A 24528-nucleotide genomic window follows, 5' to 3' on the forward strand; every position below is an offset into this window, starting at 1 on the left:
CTTTACGACAGCGCACCTTTCCCTCGGTACTCGGCAAGACGCCTTGCCCATATTTAATAGCGAATCCTGACCCCTACCTAATGACCCGCTCGGTCAGCCAGATAACGTCATTAATCTCAGCCGTTATTTGTAAATAATAGAAATCGCGTTTCAGCCCCGTTAAATTAAATGCTAAAATTGTTTAATTATAAGCATGGAGGCATGACATGTTCCCCGACAAAAAATATTTTCAACGCGCAAGCCCGCTGACCAGCTATCAATTTTCACGCCTGCATACTTTTGAATGCGTCGCCCGCAACTTATCCTTTTCACTGGCGGCGGAAGAACTGTCTATTACGCCCAGCGCCGTGAGCCACAGAATTAATCTGCTGGAAAAAGAGTTGGGTTTTCTTTTATTTCAACGCTTCCATCGCAGAATTACGCTAACACCGGAAGGCGAGCGCATGCAATGGGCATTAAGCCGCTCCTTCGATACGTTGAATCAGGAAATTCTTGATATTAAAAATCGTGAGTTGACGGGCAACCTGACTATTTATTCGCACCCTTCCATCGTGCAGTGCTTGTTGATACCGCGGATCGGCGATTTTATTGCTCAGCATCCCACCATTCATTTAAGCATAGTCACCGGGCAGGAGATCATCAGCCTGGCCAATCGGGGCGTTGATTTAGCCATGTACTTTGGCAAGCTGCTGTCCGGGAAACAAATAGACGAAGCTTTTATGCAGGAATCTATAGTCCCGATCTGTACTCCGCAGTACGCCAAGGCACATAACCTCTACGACGCACCGGAAAACCTGGCACATTGCACCCTGCTGCATGACAGGTACAACTCCGGCGAAGACGAATGGTTGACCTGGTCGCAACATTTTGATTTGGCGCTGGATACAGAAAGCAAAAGCATGGAGTTCGATCGCTCGGATCTGGCCGTGCTGGCGGCGACCAAACACCTCGGCGTCGCCATGGGGCGGCTTAATCTGGTGCAAGACTGGATCAAAAGCGGCGAACTGATTATCCCGTTCAGCAACATGACCTTGCCTTGCGAACACTGCTATTTTATGTCGACCATCTCCGAACGCCAGTGGCCGAAGATCCTCGCTTTCAAAGAGTGGTTGATGAAGATCGCGCCTCTGGCCTGATGGCCGGAGGCATTGGCAGGTTTTCTTAAAATCAGCGCCATTTCTTTGGGGTATAAGAGAAATCCAGCGCGCAGTTATATAACCTTCCGGCCTTTGAATAATAAATATGCTTGCGGCTATTATCCCAGGCCACAGCATAGTTATTAGCAAAGGTGATGACTTCAACCGGCATCTGATTGGATAACCGCATCCGTCTGGTGCTTTTCACCACGGAAAAATCACCATTATCGTAGAGCGTTATCAAAGGATATCCCCAGGCATACCTGGATATTTGTACGGTGAGGGTGAATTGGCTTTCACAGATTATTTGATAGTTATGAATATTAACATCCATGGATTATATTTTTGGTGCAACTCCTCTATTGACATAAAACAAATAAGAACAGCTTACGACAATAAGCCCGAAGACGATCAATACAGAACCCAGTACAAATTCAATTTGCAGCGGTTCACCCAAAATCACCACACCGGCCAAAATGCCAAAAATGGGGGTCATAAAGGTCAGAATGCCCAACGAAGAGGCCTGATAATCACGTAGCAGAGAAAACCAAATCAGATAGCTGAGAAAAGAGACGATAACCGTTTGGAATATCAGGCTGGTCCAGGCCACAGAACTCAGGTTGAAATGAAGGTTCTCCATCGTCATCGCCAGCAGAGATAACAACAGGCAGGCCCCTGTCAGTTGGAACAACAGCGTCTGTTTGGACGAACAGTTCGCCAGGCGCGTGGTGCGAATGACTATCGTCGAGCCGCCCCAGGACATGCCCGCCAACAGGCCATAAATGTCGCCACGGAGCTGCGCCTCACCACCCGAGCTGTCGCCCATCCCCGAGATGGCGAGCACCACGCCGCCAAAGGCCAGAGTAATACCGGCCCACTGCACGGCCGACAAGCGCTCGTGCCGGATAAAAAAATGCAGCCCGATGGCGGAGAATAAGGGAGCGGTGTACAAAAAGACCGCCATATGCGACGCGCTGGTATAACGTAAACCTTCAGAGACGAAAAAGAACTCTAACGCGAACAATAAGCCAACGCCCAAACCGGCTAACAACGTGGGGCGATCGAATACGAACCTTTCCCTTTTGTAACGCGCCAAAAGGTAGACCGCCAAAGCGGCTACGCCTGACCTGACGGCGATTTGCAGTACGGCGGAGATGTCCGGCTCGGCCGCCTTGATCGCGACCTGTTGCAGCCCCCATATGGCGCATATCAGCGTCATGGCGGTAGCCGCTTTGCTGTCTATGTTGTTTCTGGAAATCATCATACCTCCTGCAAACCGCTCTGCTCAAAATACAATTATCCCTCGCCGCGAATAAGAGCGATGATGGAGAATAAAACCGCAGGAATATTTAAAGGCTACTCTTTATAAACCACTATTTCTTGGTACATCTTAATCACTTCACTATCGCTATCGGTATCGCCGGTATATTCGGTTTGTTGCGCCACATGAATAACCTTCCAACCCCGCCTCGCCAATTCAGGAATAGTGAGGCGGCCAACATCACGGCAGGTAAATACCGTGTCATCACTCAACCTGAGCTTACCAATGCTAGCATAATCATAAGCTTGAGACTGGCATACGTGCGACTCCGCCGCCATCAGCGGCAATGAAAACAGACCAATAAATAACGCCAATAAAGCTTTCATAGTCATCTCCAGACCCCTTATTAATCCAATCCATATTACCGATATAGGCAAAATTAATTCCGCTACCCGTCAGCTTATTTAATACCCTCATGTCGATTAAATTACACGGCATCTGCCATTCACTGACAAGTGAAAAATATAAGGCTATGCGTTAGCTGAGTTCATCCGAGTATTGTCGTCATGGCTTAGCCACTACGCTGAGCATGACCCCGCGTCAGGCCCCGTCGCCCTCTTTCCCGTCAACGATTAATATTCAATCAAATAATTAGCAAGAAAAGTAACTTTTTGTGATGCGCATCGTGTTACATATGCGCTTCGCTTCAACCACGCCAAAAAACAATGAAAACGCTCAGAAAAAACCTGAGCAAATCACCGATGCCGGTGCGTCGGTGATGTTGGCAATCAATCACAGGGATAACAACACATGACTTTCACATTGCGCGCATTGACTCGGGCGGTCGCTTTGGGGCTGGTGATGGGCACCGCCTCTTTCGCTGCCCAGGCTGAAATCACCCTGCTGAAGCAGGATCCGCAGGCGGGCGATCCGCTGAGCCGCCTCAACTTTACCGTCGGCGGCAGCATCCGCCCACAGTTCAACAACATGACCGGCGATGGCGATAAAGGCTCCTATAAACGCAACGGCTTCGATGGCGGTACCCGTTTCCGCTTTGCCGCGGACTACTATCTGTTCGACGACATCAGTTGGATCAGCTACTACGAGCTGGGGGTGAATATCCCTGCCCTGTTCGACTGGGATCACCACTATGCCGACGGCGCCAATAACACCAGCCGCCGCATGTTGTACACCGGTCTGAAAAGCAAAACCTGGGGGCAACTGACCTTTGGCCAGCAAAACAGCGTGTATTACGACGTGGTGGGCGCCAAAACCGATATCTGGGATTACGACATGCTGGCCCAGGCACCGGGCAACGGCATCAACGGCGACTACGACGGATCTTACCGTTCGCGCAAAATGCTGAAGTACAAAAACACCTTTGGCGATGCGGACGTTTACGCCTCTTACCTGTTCAGCGATAACGACTATCTGCCGGGCAATGGCCTGCGCTACAAGCGCAAAGGCGGCGGTTCGCTGGGCGTGGATTACCACCTGACGCCGGATCTGACCTGGGGCACCGCGTGGAACTATACTCGCGCCGAAATGCGTAACCCTTCCACCAGCGGCTCGAAAGACTACGATCAGAACATTGTGGGCACCGCGCTGAGCTGGAAACCGGACAGTTGGACCCTGACCTTTGGCGGCGGCTGGTACAACAACTTCCTGACCACCAAAAAAGCCGACGTTGACAACTACTTCGCCGGCGACGCCTGGGGTATCGAGTATCTGGCCGGTTACACCGTGCCGGTGGGCCAATATGCGGTGAAATCCGTAATGCCTTACTTTATGGGCGATCGTCTGGAGTATGTGAGCGGTCACAACTATCAGCGTATCGATAACGGCCTGGGCGTTACGGTGCAGTTTGATTACGGTTTCCGCGTCGATGTGGAACACGTGCTGACTTCAAGTACCGATAACCTCGGTGATATGACGTTGGTGCGCTTGCGCTACGATTTCTGATCGGTATAGACGTAAAAAAGGCCGTTTTCACGGCCTTTTTCATTGTTATCAGCGCATCAGAACCCGCCGCGCGCCGAGCGCCCCACCGCTTCGCCCAACTGCCACACCGCCATGGCGTAATGGGTGCTGTGGTTGTAACGGGTAATGGCGTAGAAGTTCGGCAACCCGTACCAGTATTGGTAGCTGGTCCCCATATCCAGCCGCAGCAGGCTGGCTTCCTGCTCAGTGCCGAGCGAGCCTTGCGGGGTCAGCCCGGCCGCCGCGAGGGTGTCAAGCGAGTAGCGAGTTTTAAAGCCGTTATCCAGCCCCGGCGCCTGGCCGCTGGCCGGTACCGCCACGGCCTCGCCACTGATCCAGCCATGTTCTTTAAAGTAGTTGGCGACGCTGCCGATCGCATCCACCGGATCCCACAGATTGATGTGGCCGTCACCGTTGAAATCAACCGCGTAGCTCTTGAACGAAGAAGGCATAAACTGGCCGTAGCCCATGGCGCCGGCAAAGGAGCCGCGCAGATCCAGCGGGTCATCCCCTTCGGCGCGCGACATCAACAGGAAGGTTTCCAGCTCGCCGGCAAAGTAATCGGCGCGGCGCGGATAGTCGAAGGCCAGCGTGGACAAGGCATCGATAATGCGGGTTTTCCCCATCACGCGGCCCCAGCGGGTCTCAACGCCGATAATGCCGACAATGATCTCGGGCGGCACGCCGTATACCTGCTGGGCGCGCTGCAGGGCTTCCTGATATTGGTTCCAGAACAGCACGCCGTTTTGCACGTTATCCGGCGTAATGAACTTGTTGCGATAGCGCAGCCAGGATCCGTTCGGCACGGACGGCGCCTGAGTGGTGGTGGGGGTCGGTGCCTGACGCTCCATCAACCGCAGCACCGAATCCAACCGTTTTGCCTGGGCCAGCACATCATGCAATTGCTGACGATCGAATCCGTGTTCCTGCACCATTTTATCGATAAAGCGGGCAGTGTTTGGATTATTGGCAAAATCACCGCCCAACGGCTGGCCGCTATGTGCCGGCGTCAGCAGGAAACCGCCTTTTACTACGGCGTTAGCCTGAGGAGCTGCTGGGGTAGGCTTCGGCCCGCTGCTACAGGCTGTGAGTAAGGTAAGCAGAGGGAGAAGAGCAACTAAATGACGCATCGGATATCCATATAAGCCAGGCCAGTGATAAGTGAGCGTTATGTTAATCCATTGTCCGGTGCGAACAAACTGGATTATGCCGCTCATGGCCGGGCGGGAAGCCAAAAATTCAGAAATCGTGATACGTCACCCAGAAAACCTAAACCACTTAGGGTAAGAAGACAGGAGCCTAAACCTTAACTAAATGAGAAAAATTATCATATTGACTCACTGTCGAATGCCACTAAAATACGCCCCCCTTGGCTGACGACCCGGCCAGAGCTACTTGCTACAACGGAATGTTACTTTGGACTCCCTCGGACAGATCGCTAGAAACGTCTTTAAACGCCGCATTACGCGTAAAAACTATGTTTTCTCCCTGGCTATTTTCGCCACCGGCCTGACATTGCTGTCATTCCTGTCCCCCTATCTGGATAAAAACCTGTTCCGCGCCTACGCGCACAGCGACATCGCCGCGTTTTTTTCGGTATTCCTCTACCTACTGTGCATCATGCTGTGGTCGCTGTGTTGGATCGGCCTGACGCTGTGGTTTGTCGCCCGCACCGCATACCGGCTCAATGACGTCGGCACGCCCGGCTGGCCTCTGGCGTTAGCGCTGTATGCGCTCAGCGTGGTGAATAACTACCACCCCGGCCCGGTTGAACGCTGGCTGATCGTCATCAGCCTGATTGGCGTCCTGTGTGCGCTGGTGCTGCCTTCTGCCCGCCGGGCAGGCAAGCCCGAGCAGGCCGGCTAGCGAAACCCGGTACTGGCTATCTGCAGGCCAAGCGGTCACAATGCCGCATAATCCACGCGCCATACAGGAAATATCATGTCTTGCCACTACCCCGCCCATTACGCCTTTGATAACGAAAGCGACGCCTGGCAGATTCATTTTCGCGATTTTCCTGAACAGCAGGCCGCCTGCTATAAACGTGAAGATATCGAACTGGAAGCGCAGGAAAGCCTGCTGATCGCCATCGCCACGGAAATGGAAGAAGGCCGCCCGGTGCCGCCCCCATCCCGCACCCAGCCGGAAGACCTGGAGATCCACGTCCCGGTGCTGGTGAAACTTAAGCTCGAGCTGCATAACATCATGCTGGCCGGCGCCACGTCCAAAGCCGATCTGGCGCGCAAACTGGGCTTTAACGGCGGCCAAATGGATCGTCTGCTGGACGTTGCCTATGCCTCAAAAGTGGAAGCGCTGGAACAGGCTCTTTACCTGCTGGGATATGAGGTGTGCGCTACGGTGGCAACAACGCAATCCTGTCGGATTAAATAAAACTAAACTTTTTCTGCCGCTGGCCGATGTGATTGTTACCGGACAATAATCACATCAGCAAAGGTCGTAAAATGCAGTGGAGTCGTCGTGAGATTTGGATAGCCATGATGCTATCCTGTGCGCTGTTTTTGACTGTTATTGCTATCGGAATTACTACTGCCATTGAGTAAGCTCAAACGGCGCAGTACGTGAACTGATGCCACAAAGCGAGAGTTTTTTAAGCGTGGTGGCCTTTCCAGGCCACCACGACGTTCATTTGGAATGCTAGTTAACGAAGCCTTTACAAGTAAAATCAAGCATGTTTTCTGTATGCCCAGTGTTATTTTTTACTCGTCCGGCTTCATCTGCCAATAGAACAAAACCTTGTTGTTTATCCTCGAACGTCACCGGCACAACCGCCACACCAAAGTTTTTCATTTCAACGCTGCTTTTGGCTAATTGGCGGCCAATTTGCACAAAGGGATAAACGCCCTCCAAATTGTCCTGCCTGATGCGTTTCCCTACGTAATGCTGTCCAACCAGATTTTCAGGCAACGCTGTCCAATCGTTACCTATGTGAGGAAGCTGCCTGTCGATACTGAGACGAATATGTGGCTTCAGACAAGCGATATGAATGTGTAACTGCCCTTGAGTACGCCCCCTCTGAGAATTAATCGTCAAAGCAAATGCATTACGCGGTAGCGGTTTGCCATTAACGCTATCCAATACATCACGGTTCTGCCAGGCAAGCGAAAAATAATCCGGCAACGAAGGTGATAGCAGTTCAGGGCTTTCAACACCTTTCAATTTCAATGTCGGCACCAGCAAATAGTGATAACGAGTTTCCGGATCGCGAACTATCGCATACCCTTTCGCTCGACCGTCTTCAAGATAAATTCTTTCACAAGGGAAAGCGGTGCCAAGCCTTTGATAATTAAAAACACATAGATTATTCACCACTCGCCATAACGCACTGCTGCCAAATGACGGTAAGGGTGGAAATAACAGAACCAACGCTAAAATTGGATATATTTTTTTTAATATCAACATGTTAAATCATTCTCTTCAGAATCACCGGCCGCAGGATATCACTCTGTTACAGTAAAACTGAATATCATTTTCAGAAATAAAAATCGTTTAAAAACAGTCAAGGCTGGGTAAAAAATAGCCAAAAAGTGTGATCAAAAACACAGTATTGTAATCAGGCTGGCATTGGGAGTACATTAGCGCCGATCCTGTCGTGGTTCATGTTTTACCTCACGGACTTTGAAGCACGACAACCGGGTAATCCGTGGTCAAGGACGTTGTTCTTCCTGATTGAAGAACCCGCCAATAAGCCGCAGGTTATCCACAAAATACTCAGCACAACAATCGGGATCATTGGCTTGCGAGAAACTCCAGATGGGAGTTGTTCAATGAAATATTTTGTTATGGGCGTTTCGTTCATGCTGGTAGCGTGGATTGGCACCTTTATGCTGATGGTTGCATAACCCTCAGCATGACCGGGAACATAGATAAAGGGGCGCAGAAGCGCCCCTTTGTTGTTTCTGAATGCGGTTATTTGCCCGGCATCATGCGGCGCAAGGTGTCATCCTTGCGCAGATAATGGTGATACAGCGCCGCCAGCGCGTGACCGCCGATAATAAAGTAACCGGTATTGGCGAGCGTTTCATGCGTGCTCTTGATAATGCGGCGCAGCGCCGAGTCCGGCGTGACAAATTGCGGCACTTGCCAGCCCAGCAACACCCACTCCTTTCCCCCGTAGGCCAGCGTCAGTACTCCCAGCACCGGCAACGCCAGAAACAACACATAGAGCAGCACGTGGAACATTTTGGCCCCCCACTCTTGCCATTCTTCCAGCGGTGGCGTGGTGGCCGGCGTGGCATAACGATGACGCAGCCCCAACCGGATAAACATCAGCAAAAATACCGCCAGGCCAAAGTTAAAATGCAGACTTTTCACCAGTGACGCCATGTCATCCGGCACCGAATCCTTCAGCAGCATCGCCGCATAGGTCAGGATCACCATCAGCAGCGTCAACCAGTGCAAAATAATTTGCGATCTCGCGTAGCGGTTGCCCATACACTCTTCCCGATTAATTAAAAAAAGATTAATCGAGCATAGTGGGGAAATGATGAAGAAAACCTTAGCGTTGAGAAAAAAGGCCGGCGCGAGTGTGCCGGCCTGAAGCGATTATTTTGCGGCGGGGGCAGTGGTCTTGGCCGGTTTGATCAGCCCGTCGGCACGGAACATGGCTTTAATACCGCGTACCGCCTGACGGATGCGGTCCTGATTTTCTATCAGCGCGAAACGCACGTGGGTGTCGCCGTAGTCGCCAAAACCGATGCCCGGCGATACGCAGACCTTGGCTTCCGCCAACAGGCGTTTGGCGAATTCCAGCGAACCGAGATGCGCATAAGGCTCCGGTATTTTGGCCCATACGTACATCGCCGCTTTCGGGTTATCGACCATCCAGCCGGCTTCATGCAACCCTTTCACCAACACATTGCGGCGCTGGCGGTACTGTTCTGCGATATCGCGCACGCACTGCTGGTCGCCTTCCAGCGCGGCGATGGCCGCCACCTGCAACGGGGTGAAGGTGCCGTAATCGTGATAGCTCTTGATACGCGCCAGCGCGCTGACCAGCTCCGCATTACCGACCATAAAGCCGATGCGCCAACCCGCCATGTTGTAGCTTTTCGACAGGGTGAAAAACTCCACCGCGATGTCCTTGGCGCCCGGCACCTGCATAATCGACGGCGCTTTCCAGCCGTCATACACGATGTCGGCATAGGCCAGATCGTGGATCACCAGCACGTTGTACTGTTTGGCCAGCGCCACCACCCGTTCGAAGAAATCCAACTCAACGCATTGGGCGGTCGGGTTGGAAGGGAAGCCGAGGATCATCATTTTCGGCCGCGGGATGGTTTCACGGATGGCGCGCTCCAGCTCACCAAAGAAATCCACGCCGTCCACCAGCGGCACTGAACGCACCTGCGCGCCGGCAATCACCGCACCGTAAATATGGATGGGGTAGCTTGGGTTCGGCACCAGCACGGTGTCGCCATGATCGAGCGTCGCCAGCATCAGATGCGCCAGCCCTTCTTTCGAACCTATGGTGACAATGGCTTCGCTTTCGGGATCAATCTCCACCTGGTAGCGATCGGCGTACCAGCGTGAAATGGCGCGGCGCAAACGCGGGATGCCGCGCGAGGTAGAGTAACCGTGGGTATCGTCACGCTGCGCAACGGCACAGAGTTTTTCCACAATGTGCGGCGGCGTCGGGCCGTCCGGGTTACCCATGCTGAAATCGATAATATCTTCGCCGCGACGGCGAGCAGCCATCTTCAGTTCGGCGGTGATGTTGAATACGTAAGGGGGAAGACGTTCAATACGCGTAAAACGGCGTTGTGGACTGTTATCAGCCATAGATTCCTCGAAGATACGTTAGCGCCCGGACCGTCCGAGCGACGCTGACCAGCTTGTGGTCGGATATTGAACATATCGCAGCGGCGACGGGATTGTCGATACCCGCCGCGATATTTTTATTTTTCCGCCTGAAACTCCGCCACCAACAGCCCGAACATCCAGTCCGCGTGCCACTGCCCTGCAAGGCGGAAATTATCGCGCAATGTACCTTCCAGCTGAAAACCGCACGACTCCAGCAGCCGGCGCGAGGCGGTATTGCCCGCGGTGACGGTAGCCGTCAGCTTGTGGAAGCCGCAGGCATTGAAGCCAAAATCCAGTACCGCCCGCAGCGACTCCTTGCCGTAGCCCTTGCCGTGTCCGGACGGCAAAATGCCGTATCCCACTTCCGCCTGTTGGCAAGGCAGCCACATCGGCCGAAAACCCGTGACGCCCACCGCCTCGCCACTCGCCTTTTCGCGCATCACCAGGCACAGCCATTGTTCCCCATGCTTGTCCCAGGCCGGCAATCGCGTCTCAAAACGCGTGCGTATTTCCGCTTCAGTCAGCGGGTCGGCGATATAGCGAATCACGTCAGGGTCCTGATACAGACGCAGGAACAGTGGCCAATCATCGGCAGTTATCGACTGCAGGGTTAAACGCTCAGTGACCAATTTCATTGCACTAATCTCCGAAAAACGAAAACAAGGAAGTTACGAATGAAATACACCCCTTTATTTTCCTCTATTAAATCCAGATAATCGTTAACGTCAAAACAACAAAACCATAACGTCTTACCCAGACCTCTACAACCGTCCATTGTTGCCCACGGGCAGCGTGAGGAGAACACCATGGCTTCATTACTCATTGACGACATCCCCACCGCCATTAAAACCGTAAAACAGCAACTGCGTCAGGCTCTGCCCAACTACCGCGAGGTGTTCCTCGCGCTGGAAGACCACATTCGCCAACAGGTCGAACAAATCCGCCAGGAGTTGGCCGCCGGCCAAAACCCGGTGCCGCAAATCGATGCGGAGGATATTTTGCAGCAGCGGGTTAGCGAGCGGCAAAAAACCTTGATCAAACAGCGCGGCGCCTGCGCCATCCGCGGCGTGTTCCCCCGCAGCAAGGCCGAAGCCTGGAACCAGGAAATCGGCAGCTATCTTGAGCGCAACAACTTTGTCGAACGCCTGAAAAATGCCGCCGAAGACAACTATTTCGGCAAACTGGCCGCCGGCAAACCGCAAATCTACGGCATTTACTGGTCAAAACCGCAGGTGGAAGCCCGTCAGGACGCCCGCATGCACGCCGTACAGGTGTTTCTCAACAGCCTGTGGGAAACCGAAAGCAACGGCAAACAGCATTTTGACCCGACTCGGGTCGCCACCTATGCCGATCGCACCCGCCGTCGCCCGCCGAACTCGTCTTCTCTGGGCCTGTCGCCGCACGTGGACAGCGGCACCATTGAACGCTGGCTGGATGAAAATTTCCGCTATGTCTACCGCCACGTGTTCTCCGGCGATTGGCAAGCTTACGATCCGTTCGCCGCCGATGGCCGCACCGAAGTGCGCGAAATCGCTTCGCCGGCCGTCTGCTCAATGTTTCGCACTTTCCAGGGTTGGACGGCGCTGACGCCGCAACGCACCAATGCCGGCACGCTGAATCTGGTGCCGATAGCCAACGCCATGGCCTACGTTCTGTTGCGTGCATTGCAAGATGACGTCGCCGAAGACGATTTGTGCGATGCCGCCCCAGGGCGCGCGCTGTCAATCTCGGAAAAATGGCATCCCCTTTTAATCAGTGGGATTTCCCCTATTCCCGATTTAGAACCGGGCGACACGGTGTTCTGGCACTGTGATGTGATTCACGCGGTGGAAAACGAGCATAACGGCGAGTTCGACAGCAACGTGATGTACATCGCCGCCGCACCGGGCTGCGAGAAAAACGATGCCTATCTGCAACGCCAACTGCCCAGTTTTATCGCCGGTAAAACGCCACCGGATTTTGCACCCGACGATTTCGAAGTGGATTTCAACGGCCGCGCCACTGTCGATCTGCTGACACCGCTCGGCAAGGAACAGCTCGGCATTAAATAACCCGAAGCCCCGTGGTGCGCCGCACGGCCGCCACGGGGCCACTGTGCTGTGATATACTCCTGCGCATCTGTCCGCCGCAGCGAGAGCCCGTCGTGCACCCTTTTTTTGAAATGCTGTTAGCGGTGTTTGATCGCGCCGCACTGATGTTAATCTGCCTGTTCTTCCTCACCCGTACCCGGTTGTTCCGCCAACTGCTGCAAAAAGAGGACCACACGCCGCTTGAACTGGGCATGGTCACGGCGATCTTCTCGCTGTTCGCGCTGTTCAGTACCTATTCCGGCATCAACGTCGAAGGTTCGCTGGTCAACGTGCGGGTCATTGCCATTATGGCCGGCGGCATCCTGTTCGGCCCCTGGGTGGGTATCATCACCGGCATCATCGCCGGGGTGCACCGCTACCTGATTGATATCGATGGCATCACCTCCGTTCCCTGCCTGATCACCAGCATCATTGCCGGCATCAGCGCCGGTTATATCAATCTTAAAGTGAAAAAAGAGCAACGCTGGCGCGCCGGGATCCTCGGCGGCATGCTGTGCGAATCCCTGACCATGCTGCTGATCGTCCTGTGGGCCAAGCCGACCGCGTTGGGGTTGGATATCGTCTCCAAGATTGCGCTGCCGATGATCCTCGGCACGGTATGCATCGGCCTGATCGTGCTGCTGGTGCAAAGCGTGGAAGACGAAAAAGAGGTGATCGCCGCCCGGCAGGCCAAGCTGGCACTGGATATTGCCCGTAAAACCCTGCCCTACTTTCGCAATATCAACAGCGAAACCCTGGCGACCATCTGCGACATCATCCGCCAGGACATCAAGGCCGACGCGGTGGCGATCACCGATACTCACCAGGTGATGGCCTACGTCGGCGTGGGGGAAGAGGCTTATCCGATTGGCCGCGAAGGGTTGAGCCGCGTGACCCGTGAAAGCATCCGCCACGGCAAAATCATCATCAAAAACAACCTGGAAAACCCGGCCACGCCGCAAATTCACTCGCAGTTGGTGATCCCGCTGTGGGAAAAAGGCGAAGTGACCGGTGCGCTGAAAATTTACTACTGCCATGCCCATCAGATCACCAATACGCTAAAGGTCATGGCGGTGGGCCTGTCGCAGATTATCTCCACCCAAATGGAAGTCTCGCGCATTGAGCACCTGCGCCAGATGGCGGACAAAGCCGAAATGCGCGCGCTGCAGAGCAAGATCAACCCGCACTTCCTGTTCAATGCCCTGAATGCCATTTCTTCGTCGATCCGCATCAATCCGGACACCGCGCGCCAGCTGATTATCAACCTGTCACGTTACCTGCGCTATAACCTGGAGCTGAACGACGAACTGATCGATATCCGCAAGGAGTTGCACCAAATCCAGGATTACATCGCCATCGAACAGGCACGATTTGGTGCCAAACTGACGGTAATTTACGACATCGACGACGATATCTCGGTGCGTATCCCCAGCCTGCTGATCCAACCGCTGGTAGAAAACGCCATCGTACACGGCATTCAGCCGTGCAAAGGCAAAGGTGTGGTAGTGATTGCGGTGAAGGATCAGGGCGCTCGGGTCAAGATTTCGGTAAAAGACACCGGTAACGGCATCAATCAGGAGGTCATCGACCGGGTGGCGCGTAACGAAATGCCGGGCCACAATATCGGCCTGTTGAACGTACATCACCGGGTGTCGCTGCTGTATGGCGAAGGGTTGCGCATCCGTCGGCTGGAGCCGGGCACCGAAATTGCCTTTTACATCAGCAAAAACGGCGGCAAACTGCAGATGGAAAACAGCGCACTGCCGGCCGGGGAGCCATCATGAAAGCCATTATCGTTGAAGACGAATTCCTCGCCCAGGAGGAGCTCAGTTACCTGATCAAAAAGCACAGCAACATCGTTATCGAAGCCACCTTCGACGACGGGCTAGACGTGCTGAAATACCTGCAGAATCATCAGGTCGACGCCATTTTTCTCGATATCAACATTCCGTCGCTGGACGGCGTGCTGCTGGCGCAGAACATCAGCAAGTTCGCGCACCGGCCTTCAATTATTTTCATCACCGCCTATAAAGAACATGCGGTGGAAGCGTTCGAAATCGAAGCCTTTGACTACATCCTCAAGCCCTATCACGAAGCGCGCATCGTCACCATGTTGCAAAAACTGGAGGCGCTGCATAACCGGCCCGCTAACGCCCCGGAACAAGCCAGCGCGCCAAACCGCAGCAGCCACAGCATTAACCTGATCAAAGACGAGAGGATTATCGTCACCGATATCAACGACATCTATTATGCCGCTGCCGATGAAAAAGTGACGCGGGTCTATACCCGCCGCGAAGAGTTTGTGATGTCGATGAACCTCACCGAGTTTTACGGCCGCCTGCCGGAGGAGCATTTCTTCCGCTGCCACCGGTCTTACTGCGTCAATCTGTCGAAAATCCGCGAGATTGTGCCCTGGTTCAACAACACCTATATTCTGCGGCTGAGCGACCTGGAGTTTGAAGTGCCGGTCAGCCGCAGCAAGGTGAAAGAGTTCCGCAAATTAATGCGTTTATAACCGCGCGCGTTACCAGCGCGGCCCGGGGCCGTAATAATACCCCGGTGGCGGCGGCGGAGGTGGCGGCATGCGACGATAATGCGGGCGATCGCGCCATTCGTGTCGCGGTTCCTCGTAATAGATCACGCGTGGCGGCGGCCCGTAGTAATACTCGCGCGGACGCTCATAGACGCGGTGTTCAGACCACCAGCGCGGATCGCGCCAGCGGTCGCCGTCCCAGTAATGGCCGCGATCGTCGCGGTCGCCAATGTGCAATGAAATACCCGGAACGTTCACGCCAATGGATACGTCCGCCTGGCTTACCAGCGGCAACGACAGCAGCGCGGCCAACAACAACAGTGTTTTTTTCATCTCGTGACTCCTGCAGAGCGGAACCTGTCCGTTCACCGATAACATAGGCCCCCCGCTATCGCCGCTCTATAGGAATAATGCCCATTTACCCATTCCAGACGTTTCCTTCACAATTTGAGCACAATCCTGGACACCGGGCCGCCAATAAATCGTGGCTATCTTTGATGTAGATCACGTGGCGCCAGCGGCATTTCATCCCCTTTTAACCGCTAAAACGGCAACTCATGCGCCACCAGATGCATTTCATTCCTTCCTCCGTGCAACTCATTCCCGATCTGCCGTCGAGTGGTATTACCAGCCTTATACTATGCCCATACCGCGGGGCCTCTGAGGCTCTCCGCAAATTTCCGCCAACGGCTGACCGCCCGGCAACGCACACAAGAGAAGGAGTCCGGCCATGAACACCAAACCGGCAAATCGCAGCTTAATCGTTCTGGGCACCATCATCTGCCAGATGGGGCTCGGCACTATCTATACCTGGAGCCTGTTCAACCAGCCGCTGGTCGACAAATTCCATTGGGGCCTCGGCGACGTCGCCACCACCTTCTCCATCACCAGCTTCTTCCTGGCCTTCGCCACGCTGTTCGCCGGCAAGATGCAAGAACGCTTCGGCATCCGCAACCTGACGCTGTGCTCGGGCATTCTGGTCGGCCTGGGCCTGATCGCCAGTGCCCACGTCAGTTCATTGGATATGATCTATCTGTTGGCCGGCGTCGTGGTTGGGTTCGCGGTGGGTATCGCCTACATCTCCACCCTGTCCAACCTGATCAAGTGGTTCCCGGCCAATAAAGGGCTGATCTCCGGCATCTCGGTGGGTGCATTCGGCAGCGGCAGCCTGCTGTTCAAATACGTTAACGCCGCGCTGATTGCCGACGTCGGCGTGTCCGCCGCCTTCTTCTACTGGGGTGCGATTGTGATGGCGTTGATTGTGCTGGGTTCTTTGCTGTTGAAAGAGCCGGTGCTCACCAGCCAGTCCGCACAGCAAAAGGCCGGTACTTTGGGTAACGACTTCAGCGTGCGCCAGATGCTGGCGACCAAAGAGGCCTACCTGTTGTTCATCATTTTCTTCGCCGCCTGCATGAGTGGCCTGTACCTGATTGGCATCGTGAAGGACATGGGCGTACAGCTGGCCGGGATGGATGTAGCCACCGCCGCCAACACCGTTTCCGCCGTAGCGATTTTCAACACCGCAGGCCGCATCATTCTGGGTACGCTGTCGGATAAAGTAGGCCGCATGCGCGTCATCAGCTTCACCATGCTGGTTACCGTGCTGGCGATTGTCTCGTTGAGCTTCCTCACCCTGAACCATACACTGTTCTTTATCTGCGTCGGCGCCGTCGCCTTCTGCTTCGGTGGCAACATCACTGTGTTCCCGGCGATTGTCGGCGACTTCTTCGGCCTGAAAAACCACAGCAAAAACTATGGAATCATTTATCAGGGCTTCGGTCTGGGCGCGCTGGCCGGCTCGTTCGTCGCCAAATACTTCGGCGGTTTCCATGCCACTTTCATGGTCATCGGCGTACTGTCCATCGCTTCCCTGCTGATTACCCTGTTCATCAAGGCGCCAAAAGCGGTGGAGCAGGAAGAAGAGAGCCGCGAGCCGGCAGACTTGGTCAAAGCCTGATTTTTAAATAGCAAAAAGGGGCGCAACCCATTGGGTTGCGCCCCTTTTTTATCGCCGATGCAGATTACAAATGCATACCCAACGTCTGGCGCAGATGGGCGCCGGCGCCCAACAAGCCCGGCTGTGTATGGGTGATCATAAAGACCGGGATATCATGCACGTAATCCTTGAAACGCCCTTTATCTTCAAACGCCGCGCGAAAACCGGATGCCTTGAAGAACTCCATAAAGCGCGGCACTATGCCGCCGGCGATGTAAACGCCGCCGAAAGTACCGAGATTCAACGCCAGGTTGCCGCCAAAGCGTCCTAAAATAACGCAGAACAGCGACAAGGCACGGCGGCAATCAATGCAGCTGTCGGCCAGCGCGCGCTCGGTGATGTCCTTTGGCTCTAACTTTTCCGGCAGGCGTTGATCGGACTTGACGATAGCGCGGTAGAGATTGACCAATCCCGGGCCGGACAGTACGCGCTCGGCGGATACGTGCCCCACTTCTGCCCGCAGCACCTCCAGAATGCTATCTTCCTCTTCGCTGTTCGGCGCAAAATCAACGTGACCACCCTCACCCGGCAGGCTCACCCAGCGGCGGTTAACGTGCACCAGGTGCGCCACCCCCAGGCCGGTGCCGGCACCGTACACCGCAATCGGCTTGTCTTTCTGCGCGCTGCCGCCGCCCAACTGCAACACATCGTCTGGCGTCAACATCGGGATCGCCATCGAGACGGCGGTAAAGTCGTTGATCACTTCCAGATGGCTAAGCCCCAGGTTGGCCTGCATCTCTTTGATCGAGAACGCCCAGGTGTGGTTGGTCATCGCCACCCAATCTTCGGTGACCGGGCAGGCAATCGCGATGCAGGCGTCCTGCACCTGAATATCCTGCTCCTTCAGATATTGGCGGATCACCGCCTCCAGGCTGTCAAACTCCAGGCCGGAATAGGTTTTTGCCTGGGTAATTTCACCCGTCGCCACAGTGCACAACGCCAGGCGGGCATTCGTCCCGCCAACATCACCTACGAGGGCATAGGTCATCAGTATCTTCTCCGCAAAATGAATAATAGAAAGCTGCCCACACTGTAAAATCCCGCCGCAAAAACAACAATCACCATCCTTCGCGCTGCCATCCATTAGCGATCCAGATCACAAAAAACGTTTCAGCTTGGCGGTTATGCCGCAGTTTGAAACAAATTGCGGCAAAAAAACGTGCCGTGGCGGCTGTTAAGCGTCATAACAGAGAGGCACTATTAATCAACCTGCGCCCTTTGCCTGTCGGCCATTGCTTTACGTGCCGACGTCCCTTTTTGTCTGGCAAGCCGGGGCACAACCCAATCACCCATTCTCCCTGCCGCTCAGGGGGCCATTGACAAGGGATCCTTGCATGCTGCACCCGCGCGCCAATACCATGTTGGCTTTCGCCCTGCCCGCTCTCGTTATCGGTTCAGCCTCAAGCCTGGCGCTTATTCTGGTGATGAAATTCGCCGACGCGCTGCAACGGCTGCTTTGGGTGAACATACCCGTAGCCTTGAATATCGATACCCACTCGCCCTGGTGGCTGCTCAGCATCCTGACGCTGGCCGGTATCGCCGTGGGGCTGATTATCCGTTATATGCCCGGCCACGCAGGACCGGATCCGGCTACCGAATCGCTGATCGGCATGCCGTTGCCGCTTTCTGCCGTGCCCGGCCTCGGGCTGGCGTTAATCATTGGTCTGGCGGGCGGCGTGAGCCTGGGGCCGGAAAACCCCATCACTGCCATCAATATTGCGTTGGTGGTCGCTGTAGGTTCGCGGCTGTTGCCGAGAGTGCCGCGCATGGACTGGATTATTCTCGCCGCCGCCGGCACCATCGGCGCACTGTTTGGCACCCCGGTTGCCGCCGCGCTGATCTTTTCGCAAACGCTGGCCGGCAATAACGACGTGCCGCTGTGGGATCGGTTGTTTGCCCCGCTGATGGCGGCAGCGGCCGGCGCAGTGACCACTCAGCTGTTTTTCACACCGAACTTCGCGCTGCAAATTGACGCCTATGCCGCCACCCGGCTGACGGATATTTTCAGTGGCTCCATCGTCGCCCTGATCGCCATCGCGCTGGGTATGGTAGCGCTGTGGAGCTTCCCCCATCTCCATCGCCTGTTCCATTCGCTGAAAAACCCGGTGCTGATGCTGGGGCTGGGCGGCTTTGCGCTCGGTGTGCTGGCGCTAATCGGCGGGGAGATCACGCTATTTAAAGGGTTGGACGAAATGAAGCGGCTGGCCGCAGGGGAGAACTTCTCGGTCACGGAACTGCTGCTGATTACCCTGACCAAGCTGGCGGCGTTGGTGATTGCCGCCGCCAGCGGTTTTCGCGGCGGGCGTATCTTCCCGGCGGTGTTTGTCGGCGTGGCGCTGGGCCTGATGCTGCATCAGCACGTCCCGGCGGTGCCGGCGGCCATCACCGTCTCCTGCGCCATTATGGGGCTGGTTCTGGTGGTCACGCGTGATGGCTGGCTCAGCCTGTTTATGGCCGTCGCGGTGGTGCCGGAGCTGCACCTGCTGCCGGTGCTGTGCATTGTGATGCTGCCCGCCTGGCTGGTGCTGGCGGGCAAACCCTTGATGTTGGTGGGCAAACGCCAACCGCCGCACGACGATTAGGCCAGCGCGTATTCCACGGCGGCGCGCGCATGGATAGCGGTAGTGTCGAACACCGGCACCGAAGCATCCTGCGCGCTGACCAGCAGGCCAATCTCGGTACAGCCGAAAATAATGCCCTGCGCGCCCTGCTGTTCCAGATCAGCGATAATGCGGCGATACTCATCGCGCGACGCGTCGCGGATCGTCCCCAGACACAGCTCTTCATAAATAATGCGATGCACGATATCGCGATCGGCCGACGTGGGCGTAACCACCTCGATGCCGTGCCGCTCTTGCAACCGCCCGCGATAAAAATCCTGCTCCATGGTAAAACGCGTGCCGAGCAGCCCGATGCGGCGGATCCCCTGTTGGCGCACCTGCAACGCCGTGGCGTCGGCGATGTGGATCAGGGGCAGGCCGCTGGCTTGTTCGACCTCATCCGCCACTTTGTGCATGGTGTTGGTGCAGATGACGATGGCCTCCGCGCCTGCGGCCCGCAACGACGCGGCCGCGGCGGCCAGCAGGTACCCCGCGCCGTCCCAATCCCCCTGATGCTGCAGGCGTTCAATCTCGTGAAAATCGACGCTGTAAAGGACGATTTTGGCCGAATGCAACCCGCCAAGACGCGCCTTCACCTGTTCATTGATCATGCGATAATAAGGGATAGTTGATTCCCAGCTCATGCCGCCCAACAGACCCAATACTTTCATCGTTTTTTCTCCGCCTCGTTGCCGTCTCTCTCCGACACTACCGGAGAATCGCAGCGATGACGATGCCTTATTTCGCGCCGGAACTGGCCGGTTGACGCGCCTCGAACCAGCGTTGGCGCAACGTGTCGTACACCCAGTTATAGAGCATGGTGTACGGCAGGAAGAACAGGAAGAAACCGATCTCCAGCATAAAGGCCTGCGCGAAGGAAATATTCAGCATCCAGGCGGCAATCGGCACGCCGATCAGGACAAATCCGGCCTCAAAGCCCAGAGCGTGGAACCCCCGCACTTTAAGATTACGCGCCACGCGGCCCACCGGCCACAGGCGGTCAAACACCGTGTTATAAATCATGTTCCAAAGCATAGCGACGGTCGACAACATCACCGCCAACGCACCGATCTGTACCATAGAACGGTTGAGCAGCCAGGCACCCAGCGGGGCGCAAATCATCACGGCAATGGCTTCAAAACCGACGGCATGGACGATACGTTCAACGAAAGACTTGTTTTGCAGTTGCATACATCACCTGTTTTTTTACCCTATGAATCTGTCGGGAAGCGGCAAGCCGCCCCGCATTAATCGGCGCGAATTTACTCGCCCCCGACTAAAGCCAGGTGATTATCATCGGTTTTTTGGGTAACTTAAAGATAGATTCCATCGATAAAGTAGATACATCATGCGCTATTCACCTGAAGCCCTGCAGGCATTTGTCGAAGCCGCCGCCCTGGGTTCTTTTTCTGCCGCCGCGCGCAAGCTGCGCAAAAGCCAATCGACCATCAGCACCGCCATCGCTAACCTGGAGGCGGATCTCGGCTTGCAATTGTTCGATCGCCAGGCGCGGCAGCCAGTCTTGACCGCCGCCGGCCGTAAAGTGCTCGGCCATGTGCAGGAGATCCTCGCCGCCAGCGAACGGCTTGATGCGCTGAGCATCCGCCTGGCGGACAAGACAGAACCCCGGTTAACCATCGTATTTTCCGATACCTACCAGCCGAATCACCACGACAGGTTGATGCTGCACTTTGAGCGGCGCTATCAGGATATTGAACTCGAATGCATGATTGCCGAGGACGGGGACGTGCTCGATCTGCTGCAAAGCGGCCGCGCGCACCTTGGCATGGTAGAAGTTCAACCCAGTTATCCACCGGATATCGCCTTCGCGCGGCTGCCGGAGCAAACTGAAATGGGGCTGTTCGTCGCCCGCTCGCACCCGCTGGCGCAAACGCCCTCGCCAACGCATGAGCAGTTATCCAGCACGCGCCAGCTGTATTTGAATACCTACACTGGCGCAAGCGCGGCACGGCCCCAGGGGTTGGTATGGTCTGCTCCGAGCTATCTGATGCTGCTGGAAATGGCGGAACAAGGTTTTGGCTGGGCCGCGTTGCCAAACTGGCTGGTGAAACAGTACGGCCACGACAAATTAGCCGAGCTGAAGCCGCGCGGTTGGCCAAAGCTGATTTCCGTGGATGCGGTGTGGTCGAAGTTGTCCCCGCCGGGGCCGGCGGGGTACTGGTTGCTGGAGCGCTTGTTGGAAAACGCGGAAGATCAGGCCGCCGCGTTGCGTGATTGAATGGCGCGCGAAACGGTATCCAGCAATTCGGGAATGTCCATCTTCGGCAGCACCACTTCTACGAAGGCCAACTGCTGGCTGTCGCCCACTTCGCGCAATGCCTGGCGCAGTTGCTCCGGTTCGGTGACCCGCAGCGTTTTCACCTGATGCTCGCCGGCCAGCGCCTGCGGCAGTTGCGTCCAGTTCCATTGGGTGATGTCGTTGTAACGCTGCTCCGGCCCATGAATCGCCCGTTCGACGGTATACCCTTCATTATTCAGCAGGAAAATCACCGGTTTCAGCCCGTCGCGCAGCATCGAGCCAATCTCCTGCGCAGTGAGTTGCGCCGATCCGTCACCGATCAGCAACACCACCCGGCGAGCCGGCTCCGCGGTCTGCGCGCCAAACGCCGCCGGCAAGGTGTAACCGATAGACCCCCACAGCGACTGCACGATAAACCGGCACCCCTGCGGCAGGCTCAGCGCCGCAGCGCCAAAACAGGCGGTGCCTTGCTCGGCGATCACAATGTCGCCCGGCCGCAAGAAGCCTTGTATCTGCTGCCAGAATCCGTGTTGGTCCAGACCGCTGCCGTTCGGTTCCGGCAATGCCGGCCGTTTGATAACCGGCAACTGCCATTGCAACGCCTGCGACAACGTTAACTGGTGCAACGCTTTTACCGCGTCACGCATCGGGATCTGGCTGAATACCTGCTGCCCGACCCGCGCTTCGAAAGGTTGGATATCGATACACTTCTCCGCCGGCAAGTGATGGCTGAAGCCGGCGGTAATGGTATCGGTAAAGCGCACGCCGACGGTAATCACCGCATCGGCATTCTCAATCAGCTGCTTCACCTGCGGATCGCTGGCCGCACCGGCGTAGGTACCGGTAAAGCAGGCATGGGTTTCATCCAATACGCTTTTGCCGAGCAGCAGCGTCGAATGCGGCATGTCGACCTCATTCATCCACTGTTCCAGCACCCTTTCGGCGCCAAAGCGTTCAGCCAGGAAATCGGCCAACAGAGAAACCCGCCGCGCCGGCAACAGCATTTCTCGCGCGGCGGCGATAAACGCCTGCAACGACGCCTGTGAAAGATGGGCCTGCCGCAGCATCAGCGGTGCCGGCCGCGACGCCAGCGGCGCTTCCGCCACGTCGCTCGGCAACATCAGGTAAACCGGCCGACGTTCAAACAGCGCAGTTGTCAGCAGGCGATCGATTTCCGCCTCGGCGTTGACGGCGGTAAGGTTCGCCTGGGCGACGGTCACTTCTTTGGCCATGCGGGCAAAGTGGCCGAAATCCCCGTCCCCCAGCGAATGGTGCAGCAAATCTCCGGCACGCTGTGCACGCAGCGCTGGGGTGCCAACCACGTGGATCACCGGTAAGTATTCGGCGTAGCTGCCTGCAATGCCATTTACCGCGCTCAGTTCACCCACGCCAAAGGTGGTCAGTAAAGCGGCGGCCGGTTTGCAGCGCGCGTAACCGTCTGCGGCATAGGCGGCATTGAGTTCGTTGGCGCACCCCACCCAGGTGATCTGCGGATGATCAATCACGTGATCGAGAAACTGCAGATTGTAGTCTCCCGGTACGCCAAAGAAGTGCCGGATGCCAATCTGGGCTAAACGATCGAGTAGGTAATCGGCCACCTTGTAGCTTTTACTCATGATCATCACCTGCAAAAGGTTGCAATTGTTAGTTTTAAGTATCAAATATGTTATGAAAATGTCGAGCATTGTGTTTAAAAAGCGGATGGAAACCCTACGTTACATCCCCGCACTCGCCGCGAGCATTTACCTGCTTGATGGGCTGTATTTAAAAACTTGACGGTTATTTAGCGTGATCGCGGGCTCTGACAGCAAGAGTGAAAGCGCATACACTAAAGCTCACTCTCACCTCTGCCGAAAAGGGTTTGTATGCTTTACCAGGCTGATGCTTCGCGTTATCAAAATATGGAATATCGCCGCTGCGGACGCAGCGGGCTGAAATTGCCCGCGGTTTCGCTCGGCTTATGGCACAACTTTGGCGACACCACCTTGCATGACAATGCGCGCAAACTGATCCATTGCGCGTTCGATCGCGGTATTACCCACTTCGATCTGGCCAATAACTATGGCCCGCCACCCGGTTCCGCCGAGGAGAACTTTGGCCGCATCCTCAGCGCAGATCTGAAACCCTGGCGCGATGAACTGATCATCGCTTCGAAAGCCGGTTACACCATGTGGCCGGGCCCTTACGGCGACTGGGGTTCGAAGAAGTATCTGGTCGCCAGCCTGGATCAAAGCCTGCAACGCATGGGGCTGGAATATGTGGATATCTTCTATCATCACCGCCCGGATCCGGATACGCCGCTGGAGGAAACCATGGGCGCGCTGGATCTGCTGGTACGCCAGGGCAAGGCGCTGTACGTCGGGCTGTCCAACTACCCGGCCGAGCGCGCGCGCCAGGCATTCGAGATTCTGCACCGGCTCGGCACGCCTTGCGTAATCCATCAGCCTAAGTACTCCCTGTTCGAACGCTGGGTTGAGCCGGAGCTGCTGGATACGCTCGAAGAACATGGCGTCGGCTCCATTGCATTCTCCCCGCTGGCCGGCGGCCTGCTGACCGACCGTTACCTGCACGGCATTCCGCAAGATTCACGCGTCGCCAGCGGCAGCCAGTTCCTGCAACCCGATCAGCTCACCGACGCAAAACTGGAAAAGGTGCGCCAGCTTAACGCCCTGGCGCAACAGCGCGGGCAGAAGCTGTCGCAGATGGCGCTGGCCTGGGTATTGCGCGGCGATCGCGTGACTTCAGTGCTGATTGGCGCCAGCAAGACCAGCCAGATTGAAGATGCCGTCGGCATGCTGGCTAACCGCACTTTCAGCAGCGACGAAATCGCCCATATCGAACGGATATTAATGTAATCGCTTACAATTATCGCC

General features: G+C 55.7%; 25 protein-coding genes. 12 read left to right on the forward strand and 13 right to left on the reverse strand.

Going from position 1 to position 24528, the window contains the following annotated elements:
* The first annotated feature begins 206 nt into the window (after positions 1 to 206).
* Positions 207 to 1136 carry a DNA-binding transcriptional regulator DsdC gene (gene dsdC / locus ACUTQW_RS11900; RefSeq protein WP_006326991.1) on the forward strand — a complete coding sequence of 310 codons (930 nt, stop codon included), beginning with the start codon at positions 207 to 209 and terminating at the stop codon, positions 1134 to 1136.
* A 31-nt stretch (positions 1137 to 1167) separates the two neighbouring features.
* Here dsdC and ACUTQW_RS11905 read toward each other — a convergent pair whose 3' ends face one another.
* The 3 genes from ACUTQW_RS11905 to ACUTQW_RS11915 all read right to left on the reverse strand — a co-directional run bounded on the left by ACUTQW_RS11905 (position 1168) and on the right by ACUTQW_RS11915 (position 2783).
* The gene (locus tag ACUTQW_RS11905) at positions 1168 to 1470 is read right to left on the reverse strand and encodes a hypothetical protein (protein ID WP_020439515.1); all 303 of its coding nucleotides are present in this window, start codon (positions 1468 to 1470) and stop codon (positions 1168 to 1170) included.
* Between the two features lie 3 nt (positions 1471 to 1473).
* Positions 1474 to 2397 (reverse strand): DMT family transporter, encoded by a 924-nt coding sequence (locus ACUTQW_RS11910; RefSeq protein ID WP_006326993.1) that lies wholly within the window; start codon positions 2395 to 2397, stop codon positions 1474 to 1476.
* 95 nt (positions 2398 to 2492) lie between these two features.
* A complete protein-coding gene (locus ACUTQW_RS11915; RefSeq protein WP_006326994.1) occupies positions 2493 to 2783 on the reverse strand; it encodes a hypothetical protein in 291 nt (96 codons plus the stop codon).
* Positions 2784 to 3207: 424 nt separating this feature from the next.
* On the opposite strand from ACUTQW_RS11915, the gene ACUTQW_RS11920 reads away from it, so the two are divergent.
* The gene (locus ACUTQW_RS11920) at positions 3208 to 4359 is read left to right on the forward strand and encodes a porin (protein ID WP_445654862.1); all 1152 of its coding nucleotides are present in this window, start codon (positions 3208 to 3210) and stop codon (positions 4357 to 4359) included.
* 56 nt (positions 4360 to 4415) lie between these two features.
* On the opposite strand, the gene mltB is transcribed toward ACUTQW_RS11920, so the two are convergent.
* Positions 4416 to 5507: a lytic murein transglycosylase B gene (gene mltB / locus ACUTQW_RS11925; protein WP_006326996.1), complete on the reverse strand. Its 1092-nt coding sequence runs from the start codon at positions 5505 to 5507 to the stop codon at positions 4416 to 4418.
* Between the two features lie 286 nt (positions 5508 to 5793).
* Here mltB and ACUTQW_RS11930 point away from each other — a divergent pair, with 286 nt between their 5' ends.
* Both ACUTQW_RS11930 and ACUTQW_RS11935 read left to right on the forward strand, forming a co-directional pair.
* Positions 5794 to 6243, forward strand: a complete 450-nt coding sequence (locus ACUTQW_RS11930) for a DUF805 domain-containing protein (protein ID WP_020439516.1) — start codon at positions 5794 to 5796, stop codon at positions 6241 to 6243.
* A gap of 75 nt (positions 6244 to 6318) precedes the next feature.
* Complete coding sequence (locus ACUTQW_RS11935; RefSeq protein WP_020439517.1) at positions 6319 to 6768, forward strand: antitoxin HicB; 450 nt, start codon at positions 6319 to 6321, stop codon at positions 6766 to 6768.
* 264 nt (positions 6769 to 7032) lie between these two features.
* Here the strand turns inward: ACUTQW_RS11935 and ACUTQW_RS11940 are convergent, their stop codons facing one another.
* Complete coding sequence (locus tag ACUTQW_RS11940; protein ID WP_006327003.1) at positions 7033 to 7797, reverse strand: CDP-diacylglycerol diphosphatase; 765 nt, start codon at positions 7795 to 7797, stop codon at positions 7033 to 7035.
* Positions 7798 to 8162: 365 nt separating this feature from the next.
* Between ACUTQW_RS11940 and ypdK the strand changes: the two genes are divergently transcribed.
* Positions 8163 to 8237, forward strand: a complete 75-nt coding sequence (gene ypdK / locus ACUTQW_RS11945) for a membrane protein YpdK (RefSeq protein ID WP_086012885.1) — start codon at positions 8163 to 8165, stop codon at positions 8235 to 8237.
* A gap of 67 nt (positions 8238 to 8304) precedes the next feature.
* Here ypdK and ACUTQW_RS11950 read toward each other — a convergent pair whose 3' ends face one another.
* The 3 genes from ACUTQW_RS11950 to ACUTQW_RS11960 all read right to left on the reverse strand — a co-directional run bounded on the left by ACUTQW_RS11950 (position 8305) and on the right by ACUTQW_RS11960 (position 10832).
* Positions 8305 to 8829, reverse strand: a complete 525-nt coding sequence (locus ACUTQW_RS11950) for a cytochrome b (protein ID WP_235195921.1) — start codon at positions 8827 to 8829, stop codon at positions 8305 to 8307.
* A gap of 111 nt (positions 8830 to 8940) precedes the next feature.
* Complete coding sequence (alaC, locus tag ACUTQW_RS11955; protein WP_006327011.1) at positions 8941 to 10176, reverse strand: alanine transaminase; 1236 nt, start codon at positions 10174 to 10176, stop codon at positions 8941 to 8943.
* 116 nt (positions 10177 to 10292) lie between these two features.
* Positions 10293 to 10832 (reverse strand): GNAT family N-acetyltransferase, encoded by a 540-nt coding sequence (locus ACUTQW_RS11960; RefSeq protein WP_004947559.1) that lies wholly within the window; start codon positions 10830 to 10832, stop codon positions 10293 to 10295.
* A gap of 171 nt (positions 10833 to 11003) precedes the next feature.
* On the opposite strand from ACUTQW_RS11960, the gene ACUTQW_RS11965 reads away from it, so the two are divergent.
* The 3 genes from ACUTQW_RS11965 to ACUTQW_RS11975 all read left to right on the forward strand — a co-directional run bounded on the left by ACUTQW_RS11965 (position 11004) and on the right by ACUTQW_RS11975 (position 14781).
* Positions 11004 to 12248: a DUF1479 domain-containing protein gene (locus tag ACUTQW_RS11965; RefSeq protein ID WP_006327013.1), complete on the forward strand. Its 1245-nt coding sequence runs from the start codon at positions 11004 to 11006 to the stop codon at positions 12246 to 12248.
* A 110-nt stretch (positions 12249 to 12358) separates the two neighbouring features.
* Positions 12359 to 14050, forward strand: coding sequence for a sensor histidine kinase (locus ACUTQW_RS11970; protein WP_062869706.1), 1692 nt, complete (start codon positions 12359 to 12361; stop codon positions 14048 to 14050).
* Positions 14047 to 14781 carry a LytR/AlgR family response regulator transcription factor gene (locus tag ACUTQW_RS11975; RefSeq protein WP_013813970.1) on the forward strand — a complete coding sequence of 245 codons (735 nt, stop codon included), beginning with the start codon at positions 14047 to 14049 and terminating at the stop codon, positions 14779 to 14781. The genes ACUTQW_RS11970 and ACUTQW_RS11975 overlap by 4 nt, the downstream gene beginning before the upstream one ends.
* 9 nt (positions 14782 to 14790) lie before the next feature.
* Here ACUTQW_RS11975 and ACUTQW_RS11980 read toward each other — a convergent pair whose 3' ends face one another.
* Positions 14791 to 15132, reverse strand: a complete 342-nt coding sequence (locus ACUTQW_RS11980) for a DUF2502 domain-containing protein (RefSeq protein ID WP_006327015.1) — start codon at positions 15130 to 15132, stop codon at positions 14791 to 14793.
* Positions 15133 to 15529: 397 nt separating this feature from the next.
* Here ACUTQW_RS11980 and ACUTQW_RS11985 point away from each other — a divergent pair, with 397 nt between their 5' ends.
* Positions 15530 to 16756 carry an L-lactate MFS transporter gene (locus tag ACUTQW_RS11985; protein ID WP_235195922.1) on the forward strand — a complete coding sequence of 409 codons (1227 nt, stop codon included), beginning with the start codon at positions 15530 to 15532 and terminating at the stop codon, positions 16754 to 16756.
* 64 nt (positions 16757 to 16820) lie between these two features.
* Here ACUTQW_RS11985 and glk read toward each other — a convergent pair whose 3' ends face one another.
* A complete protein-coding gene (gene glk / locus ACUTQW_RS11990; protein ID WP_445654867.1) occupies positions 16821 to 17786 on the reverse strand; it encodes a glucokinase in 966 nt (321 codons plus the stop codon).
* Positions 17787 to 18129: 343 nt separating this feature from the next.
* Between glk and ACUTQW_RS11995 the strand changes: the two genes are divergently transcribed.
* Positions 18130 to 19377, forward strand: a complete 1248-nt coding sequence (locus ACUTQW_RS11995; RefSeq protein WP_445654863.1) for an ion channel protein — start codon at positions 18130 to 18132, stop codon at positions 19375 to 19377.
* On the opposite strand, the gene ACUTQW_RS12000 is transcribed toward ACUTQW_RS11995, so the two are convergent.
* The gene (locus ACUTQW_RS12000) at positions 19374 to 20066 is read right to left on the reverse strand and encodes an aspartate/glutamate racemase family protein (RefSeq protein ID WP_006327021.1); all 693 of its coding nucleotides are present in this window, start codon (positions 20064 to 20066) and stop codon (positions 19374 to 19376) included. The genes ACUTQW_RS11995 and ACUTQW_RS12000 overlap by 4 nt on opposite strands.
* A gap of 67 nt (positions 20067 to 20133) precedes the next feature.
* Positions 20134 to 20586: a multidrug/biocide efflux PACE transporter gene (locus tag ACUTQW_RS12005; protein WP_006327022.1), complete on the reverse strand. Its 453-nt coding sequence runs from the start codon at positions 20584 to 20586 to the stop codon at positions 20134 to 20136.
* 157 nt (positions 20587 to 20743) lie between these two features.
* Here ACUTQW_RS12005 and ACUTQW_RS12010 point away from each other — a divergent pair, with 157 nt between their 5' ends.
* The gene (locus ACUTQW_RS12010; RefSeq protein WP_006327024.1) at positions 20744 to 21634 is read left to right on the forward strand and encodes a LysR family transcriptional regulator; all 891 of its coding nucleotides are present in this window, start codon (positions 20744 to 20746) and stop codon (positions 21632 to 21634) included.
* Here ACUTQW_RS12010 and ACUTQW_RS12015 read toward each other — a convergent pair.
* The gene (locus ACUTQW_RS12015; RefSeq protein WP_006327025.1) at positions 21610 to 23271 is read right to left on the reverse strand and encodes an alpha-keto acid decarboxylase family protein; all 1662 of its coding nucleotides are present in this window, start codon (positions 23269 to 23271) and stop codon (positions 21610 to 21612) included. The two genes, ACUTQW_RS12010 and ACUTQW_RS12015, sit on opposite strands and share 25 nt — an antisense overlap.
* Positions 23272 to 23520: 249 nt before the next feature.
* On the opposite strand from ACUTQW_RS12015, the gene mgrA reads away from it, so the two are divergent.
* Positions 23521 to 24510 (forward strand): L-glyceraldehyde 3-phosphate reductase, encoded by a 990-nt coding sequence (mgrA, locus tag ACUTQW_RS12020; RefSeq protein WP_004947593.1) that lies wholly within the window; start codon positions 23521 to 23523, stop codon positions 24508 to 24510.
* The last annotated feature ends 18 nt before the right edge of the window (positions 24511 to 24528 follow it).

The sequence above is a fragment of the Serratia sp. TSA_7 genome, assembly GCF_052692135.1.

What these genes read in the sequence shown, in the direction of transcription:
- dsdC (WP_006326991.1), top strand. Translation starts at nt 207, where the DNA reads ATGTTCCCCGACAAAAAATATTTTCAACGCGCAAGCCCGCTGACCAGC.
- ACUTQW_RS11905 (WP_020439515.1), bottom strand. Translation starts at nt 1,470, where the DNA reads ATGGATGTTAATATTCATAACTATCAAATAATCTGTGAAAGCCAATTC.
- ACUTQW_RS11910 (WP_006326993.1), bottom strand. Translation starts at nt 2,397, where the DNA reads ATGATTTCCAGAAACAACATAGACAGCAAAGCGGCTACCGCCATGACG.
- ACUTQW_RS11915 (WP_006326994.1), bottom strand. Translation starts at nt 2,783, where the DNA reads ATGAAAGCTTTATTGGCGTTATTTATTGGTCTGTTTTCATTGCCGCTG.
- ACUTQW_RS11920 (WP_445654862.1), top strand. Translation starts at nt 3,208, where the DNA reads ATGACTTTCACATTGCGCGCATTGACTCGGGCGGTCGCTTTGGGGCTG.
- mltB (WP_006326996.1), bottom strand. Translation starts at nt 5,507, where the DNA reads ATGCGTCATTTAGTTGCTCTTCTCCCTCTGCTTACCTTACTCACAGCC.
- ACUTQW_RS11935 (WP_020439517.1), top strand. Translation starts at nt 6,319, where the DNA reads ATGTCTTGCCACTACCCCGCCCATTACGCCTTTGATAACGAAAGCGAC.
- ACUTQW_RS11940 (WP_006327003.1), bottom strand. Translation starts at nt 7,797, where the DNA reads ATGTTGATATTAAAAAAAATATATCCAATTTTAGCGTTGGTTCTGTTA.
- ACUTQW_RS11950 (WP_235195921.1), bottom strand. Translation starts at nt 8,829, where the DNA reads ATGGGCAACCGCTACGCGAGATCGCAAATTATTTTGCACTGGTTGACG.
- alaC (WP_006327011.1), bottom strand. Translation starts at nt 10,176, where the DNA reads ATGGCTGATAACAGTCCACAACGCCGTTTTACGCGTATTGAACGTCTT.
- ACUTQW_RS11960 (WP_004947559.1), bottom strand. Translation starts at nt 10,832, where the DNA reads ATGAAATTGGTCACTGAGCGTTTAACCCTGCAGTCGATAACTGCCGAT.
- ACUTQW_RS11965 (WP_006327013.1), top strand. Translation starts at nt 11,004, where the DNA reads ATGGCTTCATTACTCATTGACGACATCCCCACCGCCATTAAAACCGTA.
- ACUTQW_RS11970 (WP_062869706.1), top strand. Translation starts at nt 12,359, where the DNA reads ATGCTGTTAGCGGTGTTTGATCGCGCCGCACTGATGTTAATCTGCCTG.
- ACUTQW_RS11975 (WP_013813970.1), top strand. Translation starts at nt 14,047, where the DNA reads ATGAAAGCCATTATCGTTGAAGACGAATTCCTCGCCCAGGAGGAGCTC.
- ACUTQW_RS11980 (WP_006327015.1), bottom strand. Translation starts at nt 15,132, where the DNA reads ATGAAAAAAACACTGTTGTTGTTGGCCGCGCTGCTGTCGTTGCCGCTG.
- ACUTQW_RS11985 (WP_235195922.1), top strand. Translation starts at nt 15,530, where the DNA reads ATGAACACCAAACCGGCAAATCGCAGCTTAATCGTTCTGGGCACCATC.
- ACUTQW_RS11995 (WP_445654863.1), top strand. Translation starts at nt 18,130, where the DNA reads ATGCTGCACCCGCGCGCCAATACCATGTTGGCTTTCGCCCTGCCCGCT.
- ACUTQW_RS12000 (WP_006327021.1), bottom strand. Translation starts at nt 20,066, where the DNA reads ATGAAAGTATTGGGTCTGTTGGGCGGCATGAGCTGGGAATCAACTATC.
- ACUTQW_RS12005 (WP_006327022.1), bottom strand. Translation starts at nt 20,586, where the DNA reads ATGCAACTGCAAAACAAGTCTTTCGTTGAACGTATCGTCCATGCCGTC.
- ACUTQW_RS12010 (WP_006327024.1), top strand. Translation starts at nt 20,744, where the DNA reads ATGCGCTATTCACCTGAAGCCCTGCAGGCATTTGTCGAAGCCGCCGCC.
- ACUTQW_RS12015 (WP_006327025.1), bottom strand. Translation starts at nt 23,271, where the DNA reads ATGAGTAAAAGCTACAAGGTGGCCGATTACCTACTCGATCGTTTAGCC.
- mgrA (WP_004947593.1), top strand. Translation starts at nt 23,521, where the DNA reads ATGCTTTACCAGGCTGATGCTTCGCGTTATCAAAATATGGAATATCGC.